The 16,098-nt window shown below is 48.4% G+C and carries 13 protein-coding genes; 5 read left to right on the top strand and 8 right to left on the bottom strand.

What is annotated here, in order from left to right; genetic code table 11:
• Entirely contained in the window at positions 1–900 is a 900-nt protein-coding gene (locus TREBR_RS02150; protein ID WP_013757591.1) for a carbohydrate ABC transporter permease, read from the bottom strand.
• A 110-nt stretch (positions 901–1,010) separates the two neighbouring features.
• On the bottom strand, positions 1,011–2,354 hold the full coding sequence (locus TREBR_RS02155; RefSeq protein ID WP_013757592.1) for an ABC transporter substrate-binding protein: 1,344 nt from the start codon (positions 2,352–2,354) through the stop codon (positions 1,011–1,013).
• A 418-nt stretch (positions 2,355–2,772) separates the two neighbouring features.
• On the opposite strand from TREBR_RS02155, the gene TREBR_RS02160 reads away from it, so the two are divergent.
• Entirely contained in the window at positions 2,773–3,900 is a 1,128-nt protein-coding gene (locus TREBR_RS02160) for a hypothetical protein (protein ID WP_013757593.1), read from the top strand.
• A gap of 170 nt (positions 3,901–4,070) precedes the next feature.
• Here the strand turns inward: TREBR_RS02160 and TREBR_RS02165 are convergent, their stop codons facing one another.
• Together TREBR_RS02165 and TREBR_RS02170 are read right to left on the bottom strand one after the other, a co-directional pair.
• On the bottom strand, positions 4,071–5,375 hold the full coding sequence (locus TREBR_RS02165) for a PCMD domain-containing protein (RefSeq protein ID WP_013757594.1): 1,305 nt from the start codon (positions 5,373–5,375) through the stop codon (positions 4,071–4,073).
• Positions 5,365–6,495 (bottom strand): glycosyltransferase, encoded by a 1,131-nt coding sequence (locus tag TREBR_RS02170; protein WP_013757595.1) that lies wholly within the window; start codon positions 6,493–6,495, stop codon positions 5,365–5,367. The genes TREBR_RS02165 and TREBR_RS02170 overlap by 11 nt, the downstream gene beginning before the upstream one ends.
• Before the next feature lie 161 nt (positions 6,496–6,656).
• Between TREBR_RS02170 and TREBR_RS02175 the strand changes: the two genes are divergently transcribed.
• From TREBR_RS02175 to TREBR_RS02185, 3 genes are all read left to right on the top strand, one after another.
• Positions 6,657–8,636: an adenylate/guanylate cyclase domain-containing protein gene (locus tag TREBR_RS02175; RefSeq protein ID WP_013757596.1), complete on the top strand. Its 1,980-nt coding sequence runs from the start codon at positions 6,657–6,659 to the stop codon at positions 8,634–8,636.
• 163 nt (positions 8,637–8,799) lie between these two features.
• Complete coding sequence (locus TREBR_RS02180) at positions 8,800–9,822, top strand: SLC13 family permease (RefSeq protein WP_013757597.1); 1,023 nt, start codon at positions 8,800–8,802, stop codon at positions 9,820–9,822.
• Between the two features lie 3 nt (positions 9,823–9,825).
• The gene (locus TREBR_RS02185) at positions 9,826–10,587 is read left to right on the top strand and encodes a tRNA-uridine aminocarboxypropyltransferase (protein WP_013757598.1); all 762 of its coding nucleotides are present in this window, start codon (positions 9,826–9,828) and stop codon (positions 10,585–10,587) included.
• On the opposite strand, the gene TREBR_RS02190 is transcribed toward TREBR_RS02185, so the two are convergent.
• Positions 10,562–11,359, bottom strand: coding sequence for a hypothetical protein (locus TREBR_RS02190; protein WP_156786588.1), 798 nt, complete (start codon positions 11,357–11,359; stop codon positions 10,562–10,564). The genes TREBR_RS02185 and TREBR_RS02190 overlap by 26 nt on opposite strands.
• 354 nt (positions 11,360–11,713) lie before the next feature.
• Here TREBR_RS02190 and TREBR_RS13450 point away from each other — a divergent pair, with 354 nt between their 5' ends.
• Positions 11,714–12,589, top strand: a complete 876-nt coding sequence (locus TREBR_RS13450; protein ID WP_013757600.1) for an Rpn family recombination-promoting nuclease/putative transposase — start codon at positions 11,714–11,716, stop codon at positions 12,587–12,589.
• Positions 12,590–12,709: 120 nt separating this feature from the next.
• On the opposite strand, the gene TREBR_RS02200 is transcribed toward TREBR_RS13450, so the two are convergent.
• The 3 genes from TREBR_RS02200 to TREBR_RS02210 are packed head-to-tail and all read right to left on the bottom strand — an operon-like array spanning position 12,710 to position 16,096.
• Complete coding sequence (locus TREBR_RS02200) at positions 12,710–13,741, bottom strand: glycosyltransferase (RefSeq protein ID WP_013757601.1); 1,032 nt, start codon at positions 13,739–13,741, stop codon at positions 12,710–12,712.
• A gap of 10 nt (positions 13,742–13,751) precedes the next feature.
• Positions 13,752–14,882, bottom strand: coding sequence for a glycosyltransferase WbsX family protein (locus TREBR_RS02205; protein WP_013757602.1), 1,131 nt, complete (start codon positions 14,880–14,882; stop codon positions 13,752–13,754).
• Positions 14,879–16,096, bottom strand: coding sequence for an EpsG family protein (locus TREBR_RS02210; protein WP_083816424.1), 1,218 nt, complete (start codon positions 16,094–16,096; stop codon positions 14,879–14,881). Before TREBR_RS02210 ends, TREBR_RS02205 begins: the two co-directional genes overlap by 4 nt.
• Positions 16,097–16,098: the final 2 nt, after the last annotated feature.

Consider the following 16,098-nt stretch of genomic DNA (forward strand, 5'->3'; position numbering starts at 1 on the left):
TTATTCCTCCTTGCCGCCGAATGTTTTTTCTACCCGCTGCACGATGAAAATCAGGATGAACGAAATGATAACCATTACCGTGGAAATCGCGTTCGCCATCGGGTAATCGGGGGCGCCTTTAAATGCCTTGTCGAACATGTATAGAGACAGAACGTTCGTCTGTTTTGCAGGGCCGCCGCCGGTCATGACGTATATCAAGTCGAATGATTTCAGCGAACCCGAGATAGCCAAAATTGCAGAAGTTACGAACACGCCGGAAAGGGCGGGGAATATAACGTACCGCAGCGTCTGGAATTCAGACGCTCCGTCTATTTTTGACGCTTCAATGATTGCCGGATCTATTTTTTGAAGATTGGCAAGGAACAGGATCAGATATGTTCCTGTATACATCCAGAGCATAACGAATAAAACCGGAATGATCGGCTGACTGTTCATGCTCCATTCAAAAGAAGGATTAAGCAGCTTCATGATTTCCTGAAACGCGCCGTGTGCGGAAAAGAACGTCTGCCACAAGATACCGATAACGACGGTCGAAATAACGCACGGCAGGTAAATCATCGTCTGAAAGAAGTCCGTACCCTTTACCAAGCCCCGGCTCAAAATGTAGGCGAGTGCAAAACCGAGCGGCAGCTGGCCGAATACCGAAACGAGTACGATGTACAAGTTGTTTTTCAGCGAAAGATAAAATAATGAATCGTTAAAAACTTTTACGTAGTTTTTGAGACCGATAAATTTCAGCGCATCTTTTGAAAAGAGAGAACCTCCCTTATAATCAGTCAAACTTAAAAAAACTGAAAAAACCGTCGGAAAGGCCATGACCGCAAAATAAAAAAGCAATGCGGGCAAAACCAGTGTCCAGTACGAAAAATACAGTTCTTTTTTTGATGATAGATTTTTCACAGTATCCTCCATGGTGACTGTCTGGCATGAAAAAACAGGGCTGGCCGTCCTGTCCCGTCAGTATACCTTTCTGGACAAGCCCGGACAACCCTGTGTCTGTTGCTTATTTTTTATTTTTTAAATGCTTCCCATGCTTTCTGCATGTCTTTGCAAACGTCCGCAGCCGATTTTTTGCCCAAACCGAGCTGCTGCAGACCTACGTTACACGCCACGTTTACGTCGCCTTCAAATTTGGAATCGAAAACCGGAGTAACCGCACCTGCGTTCTGGTAGAACTGAACACGTTTGATCATGAGCGGTTCCATTTTGGCTTCGTCGAATACGATGCCTTTCGCCAGTGACGGGAAAGACGCACCGGTATCCAAACGGCGCTGCTGCACGACGGGACCGGAAAGCCATTTGATAAGTTTCCAGGCCGCCTGTTCTTTTGCGGAACCGGCGGGAATCGCGGCGCTCATACCGTATCCGACACCGAGCGTCGAAGAGTTCGATCCGGCAACGACTTCACCCGGAATTGCGGGGAACGTAACCATTTCGATGGAACTTTTCTGTTTGGCGGGGCTGATCAGCGCCTGACCGGTCGACTGATCGGTGATGAACGCACCTGCTCTCCAGTCGCCGTCGATCATGTACGCGCCTTTTCCGGATGCGAACAGACCGACTACGTCGCCGTAAGAAGTAGCCAGCGTCGACTTGTTCAGAACGTTGTCGTCGTACATCTGTTTGACGAATCCGACTGCTTTCTGCATGAACTCGTCGGTGAACTTCGATTTACCTGCGACGATGTTGTCTGCCCAGGCGGGACCGCCGAAGCGTCCTGCTACCAGCGAGAACAGGCAGGACTGCATGACCCAGTCGTCCATGTTTGCCATCAGGATGGTTTCGTATCCTTTCGCTTTCAGAACGGGAACCTGTGCTTTCAATTCTTCATACGTTTTGGGGATTGAAAGACCGCATTCCTTGAGAATATCGGTGTTTACGTACATAACGTGCGTCGTGGTGATACCGAACGGAATTTCCGCGATGTAGTTCGCGATCTGTCCGGCGGGGTCCATAGCCGCAGTCGAATAATCGGCAAGCAGACCGTCTTTTTCAAGCAGCGGTTTCAGATCTTTTGCAAGATGCTGCGTGTGGATCGCCGTGGAGCGTCCGCCCGGCCACATGTAGAATACGTCGGGCATGTTGCCTGAAGCGGCGTATGCCGCCGATTTCTGATGGAAGGGTTCGTTGAACAGCACTTCGCGCTGAATGATGATGTCGGGATTCGCTTTTTCAAACGCTTCCCATACGTAGGTGTTGTCGTCGAACGCGTTCGGCGCCGTTGAATCCGCATAGTCCAGAACTTTCAGAACGATCTTACCGTTGGCAGATCCATCTTTGGTTCCTCCCGCAGACACGGTACAGACCAGAACACTTACAGCAAGCAATATAGCTGTAAACTTTTTAATACTCATGTAATCCTCCTTAGAAAGTATGAGTAAACGAAACGCATATGATTATGTTTGTTCATTGTGCGTACAAACTAGATTGTAGCATTGCTTTTTTTGTACTGTCAAGTAAAAGTTTGCAAAAAAGCGTTTTTTCTCCGATTCCGATGCGATCGGGTCTTCCGGCAGTATGAAAACGCACCATTTATAGATAATATTCTGAAAAATGATTTTTTTGTAAAAAACTCATTTTAAAAATGCTGAAATAAAACCGGTTTATCTCTTTTTTTGTCATTTTTATATTAGATTTTTGTTGACATATGAAAAATCTGGTGTTAGTATTCTGTTTGTACGAACAATGAACAAACAAATTCGGTTTAGCAGTTCTACATACGTTTTTCTCCGGGTGGAGCCGAACGTAATAAAAATCCGTAGGAGGAATGAAATGAAAAGAGTTGTAGCAGGTATTGCCGTTCTGCTGCTGGCCGTCAGCGTGATTTTCGCAGGCGATGTTGGGGTTTCAATGGAAGCCAAAGCAAATCTGTGGACAAAGTCTGCTGATGGAAATAGCGATGGATTCGGAATCGTTTCCGGTGATGATTATTTGGGTCAGTTGATGACTTCCTATGATGCGGAAAAGGGCGGCGGATTCCTCCGCTTCCGCGTTATGGAACGTTCTGCCACGTGGGATGGTGTTACTGCAAATAACGCGCTGCATCTTGACCGCTGGGCCGTATACGTAAAACCGTTCGGCGGCGTAAAACTGGGCATGATGACCGCTCCGTACGAAGTGTTTGCCGAAAGCATCAACTGGCATCCGATTTTTGCAGCCGCGCTGTTTGAAACCGGATCCCCCAAACTGTATGCTGAAATTACGGCAGTTAAAAACCTGACGCTGGTTGCCGGTGTCGATTCCGATCTTACTGATGCTGAAAAACCGTTCAATACGTTCGGTGCAGCCGCCAAATACGATATCGAAGGAATCGGTGCTGCGTCCGTGATGTTTGAAAACCGTGCAGGTATAAGCGGACAGGGTAAAGCGCAGGTTATCGGTGCCGCGTTCAATTTTACCGGCGTACCCAACCTGACCGCGTTGGTCGGTTATGCGGCGATCCTCAACGATACCGCTAATATGAATTCTTTCGCTCAGAACCGTATTGAAGCGTTCGTTACCTATACGGCGGGTGCGTTCAGCGTCAGCTTGTACGACGGTGTCGTTCTGCGCAACGCCGATTACGTTGCCAAAAAAGCGGACGGCAGCGACGGTGTCGGCGGATTCGGTAACCGCGTGGCGGTAAAAGCTTCTTACGCACTGAACGACGTTGTTACTCCCTCTCTGCGCATCAACCACTACATGAACTACGGCGATGCGTCGTGGGGCGGCCTGGGACTTGCCGGTCCTGCTGAAACGACCGGTTCTCTCATAGTTGAGCCGAAAGTCAACTTCAACTTGGGCAACGGAATCGGCTGCTATGCCGGTGCGGTTATTACGTACAATATGAACAAAGACGTTGCTGACGGTAACAGCCGCACGACGTTCTCCGTTCCCGTTGGAATCACGGTTGATTTCTAATCCCGTATAAACCTTTCTTGTATAGTTAATGCTTACGCGAGGCGGGTGCCTCGCGTAAGTGCTCGGATACCGGCAGACATCCTTCACAGTCTATTGATTATATGCGAAAGTTTTCTCCTAATTTTGAAGCTGCCCGGAAGCTCACGTTTTCAGGCAGCTTCTCTGCTATATTAATAGAAGAATTCAAAATCTTTTACGATAAGCCGGGCGCCTTTTACGCCCTTAAAATAATCCCCTCGGGCGCTTGAAGCAAAAACGACGTTCACGTGCGTTATATCCTCGGCTGCGTTTCCTTGTACCGCTCCTTCCGGCAGCGGATCGGCGTTTTGCGGCGGCTCTCCGTAAATGAACGCCGTTTCAAGCGTACGCAGTCCGTTTCCATCCGGCTCAGACAATGAAACGATTCCTTCCGACGCGGTGTCTCCGTCCGTTTTGCCCGTATACCAGGCCGTTCCGACAAAGCGTCTGGTTCCCGTGCTCCGGTTTTCGAGCGTGGCCATAATCGTGCAGGAATCGCCCTTTCCGTCGTATTTGAATTTTACGCGAAAACCTTTGGGGCGCGCTTCAAACGGAACGCCCCAATCGATGAGCGCTTTTCCGTCCTTATCGGTAAATCCGAGTAATTGTGAAAGGCTCAAATCCCGTTCGACCCGGCCGGTAAACAGATTGCCGCTTGCAATAATGCCGAGTATGCTGCGGGTCGTCAGTTCCGCCGCGTACGTTCCGTCCGCAAGTTCAATACGCTTCGTCGGCCAATTTTTACTGCCGGACGCCGCGTACGCCGGATTTCCGTTGTCCCAGACGGACTGTCCCGCGGTTCCCGTCATTTCGGTGCATTCGGTTGTTCCGATCGTAATGAAGCCGGAAACCCGCTCCGTATGCCAGTTTGAAAAGTCGCTGTCCGGGAGCTGGTAGCCGCCGGATACGTACCATTCGACGCTTTCTCCTGCCGGCGTCGTTATCGTAAAAAACGTCGGTTTTCGCAGATCGACGACCGGCGGAAGCGTGTGGGCGGCGTCCGCAGACAGTGCGAACGCTTCGACCGGTGCGGCCGCCAGCGGATACACGGAGCCGTCTGCGCTCAGATACGGAACCGAAACGAAAACGGATCTTTTTTCGGTATCGATCACCGCCGGAGCGGTCTGTCCTCTTACGCTGAACTGTACCGGATAGGGGGCGCCGGTTTGCGCTGATACGCCGGTTTGCGCTGATACGCCGGTTTGCGCTGATACGCCGGTTTGCGCTGATACGCCGGTTTGCGCTGATACGCCGGTTTGCGCTGATACGCCGGTTTGCGCTGATACGCCGGTTTGCGCTGATACGCCGATTTGCGCGGCGGCGGGTTCCCCGGTGTTAACTGCCACCGCGGCGTTCGCTTCAATCGCGGTGGTTGCCTTCGCCGCAAACGCCGCTCCCAGCAGCAGCCAAAGCGTCGCTACCGGCATTTTCCGCCGAAAACAGATGTCATTTTTCATCGGCCGGCTCCTTCGTCCGTTCTGTGAGCAAGCCGTATACGGCTTCCATTTTTTTAACGGAAACGGAAACGCGGTACTGTTCGCCGGCGGCGGCGTACCGTTCGCCGAGCGTTTTGCGTTCTTCAGGGTGTTCGATCCAGTAATCGATTCGCTCGGCAAGACTTTGCGGATCACCGGCTTTGAACAGCGATTTTTCATCGAGTGCGAATTGTACGGTGGCGCTTTTGGGCGCGTCGGCGATAACCGGAACCAGCGCGCAACTGAACGCTTCCATGCAGGCGATCGCTTCGATTTCCACGTCGGAAGCGTGCACGTATAAATCCATCGACCGTATCAGCTGCAGCAGTTCGTTCGTCGTGTAAAAATTGAAACTCGGCGGATGCGGCATGTCTTTGGACATTTTGACGTACGTGTCGAGCATCGGCCCTTGTCCGGCAAAATGCAGTCTGATTTTATCCGCGTATTTCGATTTGCGGACGGCCCGTATCACGATATCCTGCCGTTTTTCGGGGGAAAGTCTGCCGATCATCAGCAAGTTGATCGTGTCGTGCGGAATCGGTTCCTGCGGAACGAACACGCCGTCGACACCGTTGCTGATAACGTGCAGCCGCGCCGGATACCCGTTCGCTTTTAATTCGTCCGCGATAAACTGCGTCGGACAGTGAATATCGGTAAAGCGTTTATAAAAATAATTGTACAAAAATCGGTAAAAAAAGCGCGCCGCGCGCTGGTTGTTGCCCAATCCGATGTTGTAGGTGATGTTTTCCGCCTGTACGTGGAACGCGGCAAGACAGGGAACGCGCATTTTCCGCGCAATTTTTTCGGCTGCACGGGCAAGCGGAAACGGCAGATAGAAATGTACGACGTCCGCTCCGGTGAGCGCTTCGCGTATGACGGACGGAACGGCTTTTGAAAAAATGATTCCCTGTTTGCGAGCGAGCAAGGAAACGATCGGTATGTTCATCTGAGGCAGAATATATTTGTCGGGTCCCGGTTCTCCCGAAGTCAAAATCCGGACGGTGTGTCCGCATTTCCGCAGATTTTCCACAAAACGGCGCGCCGACGCGGTCGTACCGTTATTTAATGCATCGTACTGATCGATGACGAGAACTATAATCATATGAATCCTTTTTTTATTTGCAAAATACGACGTATTTTGCAAGCGTTTTCATGTATTTTCACTCCATAATATATGTAAAACACGTGAGAAATGCAAATGGTATCAAAAAAGTACGTTTACTTTTCCGCGGCGCCCGTGCTATACTATGACAAAGCGGTAAAATGATGAATGCAGTGTCTCTGTTCCGGAAAATTGCCGGTGTAGTTGCAGTTTCTCTTTTTTTGATTATCCTGTCGGGATACGGGCGATCAATTTATGGCGGTACGGTGATTCGGAACGGCGAACTGCGCGTTTCGTTTTTGAACGAGGTCGAACAATATCAGGAGCTGCGCGGAAAATGGTTTTTCTGGAAAGACGAATTGCTTGATCCGCAGGTCGTTCCGCTTCGGATGGCGGATTATGCGGGGCCGTTTATGAACGTTCCGGGAAGATGGGCCGATACCGGCGTGAGCGGCCGGGCGGACGCGCTGTCTAAGGGCGGAACGCTGGCGCTTCGCCTGGTGATTCCGCTGTCCCTTACCGGCCGGACGCGCGAATGGGCGGTTCAGTTTGCAGACGCAAACAGTTCGTGTTCTTTGACCGTCGTTACGCCCGAAGGAACGGTGCTCGCTTCGCAGCGCATCGGAACGCCGTCGTTTGATCCTGCGGAGTACGTTCCCGCGAAAGGCCGGAAACGGCTGCCGTTCGTTATTCCGCCGTCCGACGCCGATACGGAACTGATTCTGGTCATGCAGGTTGCCAATTTCAGCACGCCGTACACCGGTACCTGGGACAAGGTGTCTTTCGGTACGGAACGGACGCTGGCTTCGCTCCAGTCCGGCCGCCGCGTTGAGACCTCGCTGATTTGCGGCGCCATGTTGTGCATGGGCTTGTACCATTTGTGCCTGTATTTTTTGCGTAAAAAAGACGTCAGTTTGCTGCTTTTTGCGCTGATCTGCATTTTCATGACGCTGCGCGCGCTTCTGATGGGGGAGCGGATGCTTGCTTCTTTGCTGCCTGAAACGTACGGAGTCTGGCGGTTCCTGTTTGCCGCCGAACATTTGTCCATACATTTGTGTCTGCCGCTGTTTTTCTTTTTTTTCAGAGCCGTATATCCGCAGGAAATGCCGCTCGTGCCGGTAAAGATCGTCGCGTCGATAAGCGCAGTGTGGGTTGCACTCGAAATTTTTACACCGCCGATGATACATCATCGGTTTTTGCCCTGGTTCGAGTACGTCGTCGTCGCAGGCTGTATTGCGGTTGTGGTAATTCTGATACGCGCTATGATCCGTAAGCGGGAAGGGGCGTTCATCATTTTCAGCGGATTGATCGTGCTTGCCGCCGCCGCAGTGAACGACGTGCTGTTTTCAAACGGCGTTATAGAATCCGTATATATGACATCGGAAGGAATGCTTTTTTTCGGATTCGCGCAGTCGTTCTTTTTGGCGCGCCGGTTTTCGCGGCTGTTCGTAATGGTGGAATCGTACGCGGATGAACTTACCGAACTGAACCGTGCGCTCGATCGGTTCATTCCGCACGAAATGCTCGCGTTTCTGGATAAAAAAAGTATCGCCGACATTCAGTACGGCGATTACACCGAGCGCCGTATGACGGTGCTTTTTCTTGATATACGGAGTTTTACGGCGCGGTCCGAAAACATGACGCCGGGCGAAACGTTCCGTTTTATTAATGAATTTCTGGCGCAGTTCGGCCCCGTCGTTCGGGAAAACGGCGGATTTATCGATAAATATTTGGGCGACGGCTTTATGGCGCTGTTTCCTACTTCCGCCGACGACGCGCTGGCGGCGGCGCTTAAAATGCGCCGGCAGCTCCGCTTGTATAACGATGCGCAGACGCACAGCGATACGCAGGCCGGCGGCGGTGAACCGGTGCGGATCGGAATCGGTATTCACACCGGACAGCTGATGCTCGGAACGATCGGAGAAAATCAGCGGATGGACTCGACGGTCATTTCCGATACGGTCAATACGGCGAGCCGCATGGAGCAGCTGACGAAAAAATATGAAACGGATATTCTGCTGTCGCAAAACGTGGTGGCGGAACTGCGCGAGCCGGAGCGGTACGGTTTGCGTGAAATCGGTTTCGAGCATATCCGCGGAAAATCCGTTTCCGTCTGCATTTATGCGGTTGAAGATGCGTGAGCGGCGGTTACGGGTGAAAATCGGCGGAATTGATGAAGGTCGGCAGAACTGATGAAAATCGGCGGGATTGACGAAGGTCGGCGAAATTGCGAGACTGCGTAAAATCGGGAATTGAGGATAGGAATGTTCGCCGTGATTTTTCATCGGCGGTATCGAGTGTTATATGAAAAGTAAAAATGCAGCGGCGTGGGCCGCACAGTTTGTCAAACGGGAAGCCGTTTTATGCGCAGCCGTGGTGCTGGCGGCGGTTTCAACGTGTGTCGTACGCCCTTCGTTGGCAGCGGTGAACGCCGCGATCGACCGGCGAGTGCTCGCGCTGTTGTTTTGTCTGATGCTGATCATTCAGGCGTTCCGGTCGCTGTCCGTCTTGGATGCGGCGGCCGATTTTCTTTTAAAGCGCTGCGCCGGCGTCCGTTCCGTGTACGCGGCGTTCGTAGCGTTGATATTCGCGTCTTCCCTGTTCGTAACGAACGACGTCGCCTTGCTGACGTTCGTTCCCGTGTCGTTAGCGGTGTGCCGCCGTTCCGGGATTGATCCGGTTCCGCTGGTAATACTGGAAACGCTCGCGGCGAATTTGGGATCCTGCGTTACGCCGATGGGAAATCCCCAAAATTTATTTTTATATTCGTTTTACCGTATGGAGCCGGCGGCGTATACCGTGGCGCTGGCGGTGATTTTGCTCGCCGTGTTCCGGGTCGTCGACTATCCGGTGTGTATGGCACTGAGTGCGGCGGTCGTCGCCGTCTGCAATTTCCGTTTGTTTGCCCGCGTCGATTACGGTTTGCTGCTGACGTTCGCGGCGTTTTTTCTGTTTACCGAGAACATTTCGCTGCTGCCGGATATTTCGGCGGCGTTGCAGTCGGCGCTCGACAGCCGGTTCGCCGTGTATATGGGAGGAATCGCCGCAAGTCAGGTTATCAGCAACGTTCCCGCGGCTTTGCTGCTTTCAGGATTTACCGATTACGGACGGGAATTGCTGCTCGGCGTGAACGTCGGCGGATTGGGAACGCTGATCGCGTCTTTGGCAAGCGTTATTTCCTATAAGTTATACAGCGCCGCCGCGGCGGAAACGGAAGACGCACGCGCGCACGGTTCGGGGAGGTATCTGCTGCAATTTACGGTGTATAATCTGATTTTTCTTGCGGTGCTCATACCGCTCGTATACGTACTGTCGTTGAGGGGGTAGCGCGTGGCTGAAAAATGTCTGAAATGCTTTCGCCCGGTATCGCATTGTTACTGCGGCGACATCGTTCCGTTCGACCCGGGGTTTAAATTCGTTTTTTTGATGCATCCGAAAGAAGCGTACCGGCAGCGAACCGGAACGGGGCGGCTTGCGTCGTTATCCCTGATCGATTCGGAAATCATCGTCGGAATCGATTTTACCCGAAACGCGCGTCTTGCCGGTTTGCTGGCGGATCCCTCGTTTTATCCGGTCGTGCTGTATCCGGGTCCGGATGCCTGGCGTGCAGGCGACGCGGGGTTTGCTGCCGAATTGCGGCGCTGCGGTGTAGGGGCGCAATTCGCTTCCGGCCGAAAAAAATTGGTGGTATTGGTTATAGACGCCACGTGGTTCTGTGCGAAAAAGATGCTTCGACTGTCGCCGAACTTGCTTACGTTTCCCCGGCTGTCGTTTTCCGGCTCGTATCGATCCCAATTCGAGTTCAAGAAGCAGCCGGCGGACGGATGCGTTTCAACGATCGAGTCGTGCTATTATCTGATAAGGGAATTGCAGTCGGCCGGAATTGCCGCGCCTGAGACGGATCCGGAACCGCTGCTGCGCGTGTTCAAGAAAATGGTGTCTTTTCAAATCGAGTCTGAAATTCGGCGCATAGAATCCGGAACTCCGGGGCGCCATGCGTACGACGCGGAACGGGATCCCCGGCGGCTTCGGCAGCTGCGTGCCTCGCGGCCGGGACTCACGGATTTTACCGGCAGTGCGCCGGATCAATGAAAATATCCGCCGGATCGCCTTTAAGTGAAATGATAGATTGGCGAAAAAAGCAAAGATCGCAGATGAGTTCTTTGGACAGGCTGCGGTAACAGCGCCATTGCGAACCGATGCCGTTCGGTGCGGGGGGTAAGTCGTTTTTTTCCCGTGGGAGGGCGTCCGCGTATCCGTTCTCCGTCAGATAAGACAGAAATGCGACGGTTCGTTCCAGACGCTGAACGACGGGGGCGCACGCACGGGCGAACGCGGTCCGTTCAGACCAGAGCGACGGATTTATTTCGGTTTGCCGTACGATCAGTTCGGCCTGATTCGATGCCGGATAATAGACGGTAAACGGGGAATCCGGGGCGACTGCGCCTGCGACGGCGTTCAGATACAGCCGTGCGATTTTTCGTTCTGCAGGAGGCGTGCAAAATGCGGAATCACGTGATACGGCAGAATCATATGCTGAGCGCCGCTCGGTTTTGCAAAGTGCGCGATTATGCGGTAAGGGACGACCTGTTTTGCAAAGTGCGCGATTATGCGGTACCGAGACAGGTACGGAAATCGCAGAGGCGATGGTAGCGGCTAATGGCGTACCAGCTGCTGATGCCGCAGATTTTATGCCGGACGCATGGCCGGCTGCTAACGCGGTACCGGCTGCCAATACTGCGTTTTTATTTTCGCAAGAGTCGGACAGAATGGCAAGGATTGCCTGTTCAAAAGATGAAAGATTTTCCATAATTTCCAGTGAATCGACGCTTCCTGCGGCGCCGTATACGGCTAATTTTTTCAAAAAAACTTGCTCGATGCAGCAAATTCGCTCTATTTTCTCCCATAATATATATGCCGATTGAGCAGCGCGGCAGCGCATTGTATACGGCGCGTCGTATACGCTGAGACGCAGTCCGCACCACCAGCAACCGGCGCTTTTGGCCAACGCGGCCGGTTGCCACAGCTCGCGGATTAGTCGCTAAGCCGCAGCTATTTGCTGAGCCTCGGCCAGTCGCTAAGCCGCGGCCGGCGTCTTCGGCCAACGCGGCCGGTTGCCAGAACTCGCGGATTATTCGCTGAGCCGAGCCGCCGACTTTGGCCAACGCGGCGCCGATTATCGTAAATTCCGCCCGGAGCGTCATATACAGGAGAGACCATGAACGCAGATTTTCCCCGCTGGGAAGACGTTACCATCACCAACGACTTCTTCTTCGCCTACTCGATGCTTCACGACACCGAACTGTGCCGCCTCCTTCTGCGCACCCTGCTCAAGCTGGACGCAAAGGAAATCACCTACGTCAATACGCAGGAAACCCTCGCCGCCGCCCCCGGCTCCAAAAGCGTCCGCCTCGACGTGCTGCTCGAAACCACGAACGAGATCGTCAACGTCGAGATGCAGACGACCTCCGAGCCGAACCTGTTCAAGCGGATCCGCTATTACCAAAGTTCCATCGACATCGGCACCGCACAGAGGGGCGCCGATTACGACGACCTGAAAAAGCTGTACGTCCTGTTCATCTGCACGAAGGATCCGTTCGGCGAGGGTCTGCCGCGCTACACGCTCAGGACCGTCTGCGACGAGCACACTGCGCTCGACGTTCGGGACGAACGGTTTGCCGTCGTCTATAATGCGGCGGCGTATGAAAACGAGCTTGATTCGGAAACGGCGGCCATGTTACACTATATAGCGGAAGGCGGAACGGACACGGAGACGGCGAAGAGCTTTGCAGAACGGGTGTTCAAGCTGAAAACCGACGGTGCCGCCAAGGGGGCGTTCATGAAGTACGAAATAGAAATCAAACGCATCCGTAAGGAAGGCTTCGCCGAGGGCGAATCCCTCGGTTTTGCAGCAGGCGAATCGAGCGGTATTGCTAAGGGCGAAATACGCGGCATGGAGAAAGGCAAAGCGGAAGGAATCTACGCCACGGCCGGCAATCTCCTTTCTATGGGAGTGCTTACGCCGGAGCAGATTGCCGCCGCAACGGAATTACCGTTGGAAACCGTGCAGGAACTCGCTTGCCAAAAGAGATAAGCGTGTTGCCGGTTTGGTTGTTGTAAGAATAGATTGCCATTTTCAATAGCCTTTACTCATATAGTGTTGACTGAAACGACAGAGGTCTTGCACTTTCTGTTTATGTAAGCGGTGTGCAAGTTAAACGTGTAATGCAATATCCGAGTTTTCATTAGTTTTATACAAAATCACTTCGGAAGCAGGTATTTCAATAATATTATTTATATCCGTATCGAGTTGTTTTGCTTTTATCAGTAATGTATCGTTTTCTTCAAACTCCAGCAATGCTTCAAATAGATGCCCGTTTTTCATAAAGACATAACTGCTGAGGACTTTTAAATTCATATATTTCTCCAAAAATAAGTTTTCCCGTTTTTTAGAAAGATATAGTTTTTTATTCAGTTTATTGGGAAGAAAACGTGTCAACAATTTGAGAACGGGGAGTATGCTTGATTTATTAATACCGTTCACCGTATTGAGATATTTTGAACAAATTACAAATTCCGTAAATGCTTTTGATGCGGATCGTCGATGAAATGTTGCATCAGTTATTCTAAAGTGAACGAGCGGTTCCTGTAATGTCTTGATAATATATCCATCGCCAAGTATTCGCAGCCATAAATCGATATCTTCATTACATTTTGTATCAATATTATATTTATATTTCTTCAGAAGTTCGGTTTTCATCATAACGGAGGGATGTGCGATCGGAGTTCCCCTGTACAATGTTTTCGATTTTCGTTCTGTTCTTTTTGGATATAGGCGTATTTTCCTATATTCTCTACCTTTCCCGTCCAGATAGAATTCTTCAATACCTGATCCGAGTATTACGGTATCTTTATGCATCTCAAAAAATAAAACCTGTTTTTCAAATCTGTCGGGGTAACAGATATCGTCGCTGTCCATTCTGGCGATAAGTTCTGTCTTACAAAACTGAAGTCCGTAATTGAGCGCGTATGCCAACCCGTGATTTTCTGAATATCCGACGACATATAGGGGAAGTTTTTGTTGCCAAGCAAAAATAACAGATTCAAGTTCGTCTGTAAGAGGTCCGTCTTTAACGAGAATAATACATTCGGGTAACAACGTGTTTGTTGCAATACTAGTGAAGCATTCTTCAAGAAAATCAGGAGAATCTTTTTTGTAAACAGATTGAAGAATTGTAAAATGCATCGTGTATTGTTTAGTTGGAGTTTAAAACTTCATAGATTATTTCTAAATTTTCAAAACCATATTTATCATCCGGTTCCAAATAGGCGCCTTCCGACCATTCGTTCCATGCATTAAAAAAGATAAATTCAGAATCTGAATTTGAAACTTTCTTATACAGGTCCGAAAAATATTTCCGTTTTTCAAAACGGGTAAGTTCTGAAAAAATTGTTGCCCGATTTCTGTATCTGGGGGTATTGTCCCAGCCCCAAAAAGCACTTTCAAATATTTTTAAATTCGGAAACATGGGATAATCATTTACACATGCGTTTTTCAATAAATAATCCCAAATTTTATTGGATGAAAGTATCACATATTTTGAATGTGTTCTTTTTATATCACCAATAAATAATCGTAGTTTTTCCGGAAGTAAACGGAGAAATTTTATGCTGTGTATCTTTTGCCGATTGGGATTTTTGTTTGAAGTATTTGCTTCTCTCGGTTGGAATTTCAGTAAGGAATCGTAGTTTTCCAGAAAAGAAGGATTCGGAAAATCAAAGTTTTTTATTGCCATAAAATGAATGCCTTCAAATCCGTTTTCTATTGCAAGTTCATTCCATAAATGGAACATTTCCTTTGTTTTTTTTATCAGTTCCGGATTATATATTGACAGAACCGGTTTATTATCTATTTTTACGTAACGTTCGTCTTTAAAAAATGGGACTAAATACTCAAAATGTTTTTTCCATAAATTTCTATCAACTGAATGCTTTTGTTCGAGGAGAATTTCATTATGTCCCAACCATTTCCTTGTCCAGCTCTCGTTTGCCCAAGAGATGAAAAAAGGGATATTTATTTCCTTATATGCGAGGAGCATTTCCATCGGTTTTTCAAGCATCAATTTGCCGTCAAACCAATAATGGTAAAACATAAACCCGTCAATACCGTATTTTTGGGCGAGCAAAGCTTGCCGTTTTAATACCGCAACTTCTCGCGGGTCGTAATATCCATCGATAGGAACGCGAGGTTGATAATGTCCCGGAAATAAAGGTGCAGCATTTTTTACAAGATTCCAATCTGAAAAGCCTTTTCCCCACCATTCATCATTTTCTGGGGTTTGATGAAATTGCGGAAAATAAATTGCGATAAGTTTTGTTTTTTTCATAATTGATCATCCAAATAGTTAGAAAAATTTTTCATCAACGGATATCGTTGTTCGTATGTTTTATGTGGCAGCAAAGCATTTTCGTAATGAAAAAATAAGGAATTACATGTACTGCATTTTAAAAGTCCGTATATTAAAAATATGAGTAGAAAGTATTTTTTACGTTTGCCCGATGTTAAAAAATAAATTTGGGGAAATAGAATCCAATATCCAAAAGAAAACAACAATCCGACTCGATTTAATATGATCGATATTTCCGAACAGTACAAGTAAATGAAAATAAATATATAAAAAGAATTAATAATAATCTTATTTTTTTTATTATGCTCCAGTAATCTTTTTTCAAACAGAAAGACTGCCAAGAAGGAAAATGTCCTTTCAATATAGCCAACGGAGAGTCCCCATTCTCCGGAATATTTTTTCATTCTTAAATATACTTCTATTAAACTATAAAAGGGGGTATGGATCGATTCGTTGAAAAACTGTAAAAATTCTTTTAACCATTGTATATGCAGCAAATAAATCCCGTTACCTATAATAAATAATAATAAAATCAACCTACGGGGAAAACTTTTGTTAAGAATGAAATAAAAAGGTAAAAATAAGAGTGCTATCGTATGGAACGTAAAGCCCAATAAGTTTAAAAATAAAAAAAACTGAATTTTTTTCTTTTCTATATACCTTATTGAAACCAGAAAACACATCATTGCTTTTGCGTTACGCATTAAATTGACTTCAAGGCCAAACCCTAATACTCCGCCAAATAAAAAGAAAAAAACGAAAGACATAAAAATTAATTTGATGTCAATAAAATAATATTTGAAAAAATAATATAGAATTATAAAATCGATTATAAACGATATAGCTTGAAATACGAAATAATTGGAAGAAATCGTTTTACAAAATATGGTGAAATATAAATAACCGATATTCCAACTGTCATGTTTTTTTAAGAAGTTGTCTCTTTTTTCCCGTATTGAAAAAAAAGAAGGAGTTTCTTCAAAAACTTTGCCGTAAACATTCCAATCGGTATAAATATATCCTCTAAAGCCTATAAAAAAAATAAAAATGAAAAATAACGCATAAAGAGAGAACATCCTATGAGCTTTTACGGTTAATTGATTTCCGGAGTTCGTATTATTTATACAAAACGAAAAAGAAATAAGAAAAAAAAGCATATATGGGATTGAATAAGAAAAACTGTAATACTGCATTT

This window comes from Treponema brennaborense DSM 12168, from assembly GCF_000212415.1.
GTDB classification, from domain to species: Bacteria; Spirochaetota; Spirochaetia; order Treponematales; family Treponemataceae; genus Treponema_F; species Treponema_F brennaborense.

Coding starts and splice junctions, on each gene's coding strand:
- TREBR_RS02200 (WP_013757601.1), bottom strand. CDS start 13,741: ATGCATTTTACAATTCTTCAATCTGTTTACAAAAAAGATTCTCCTGAT.
- TREBR_RS02205 (WP_013757602.1), bottom strand. CDS start 14,882: ATGAAAAAAACAAAACTTATCGCAATTTATTTTCCGCAATTTCATCAA.
- TREBR_RS02180 (WP_013757597.1), top strand. CDS start 8,800: ATGAAAAGTAAAAATGCAGCGGCGTGGGCCGCACAGTTTGTCAAACGG.
- TREBR_RS02165 (WP_013757594.1), bottom strand. CDS start 5,375: ATGAAAAATGACATCTGTTTTCGGCGGAAAATGCCGGTAGCGACGCTT.
- TREBR_RS13450 (WP_013757600.1), top strand. CDS start 11,714: ATGAACGCAGATTTTCCCCGCTGGGAAGACGTTACCATCACCAACGAC.
- TREBR_RS02170 (WP_013757595.1), bottom strand. CDS start 6,495: ATGATTATAGTTCTCGTCATCGATCAGTACGATGCATTAAATAACGGT.
- TREBR_RS02210 (WP_083816424.1), bottom strand. CDS start 16,096: ATGCAGTATTACAGTTTTTCTTATTCAATCCCATATATGCTTTTTTTT.
- TREBR_RS02155 (WP_013757592.1), bottom strand. CDS start 2,354: ATGAGTATTAAAAAGTTTACAGCTATATTGCTTGCTGTAAGTGTTCTG.
- TREBR_RS02175 (WP_013757596.1), top strand. CDS start 6,657: ATGATGAATGCAGTGTCTCTGTTCCGGAAAATTGCCGGTGTAGTTGCA.
- TREBR_RS02160 (WP_013757593.1), top strand. CDS start 2,773: ATGAAAAGAGTTGTAGCAGGTATTGCCGTTCTGCTGCTGGCCGTCAGC.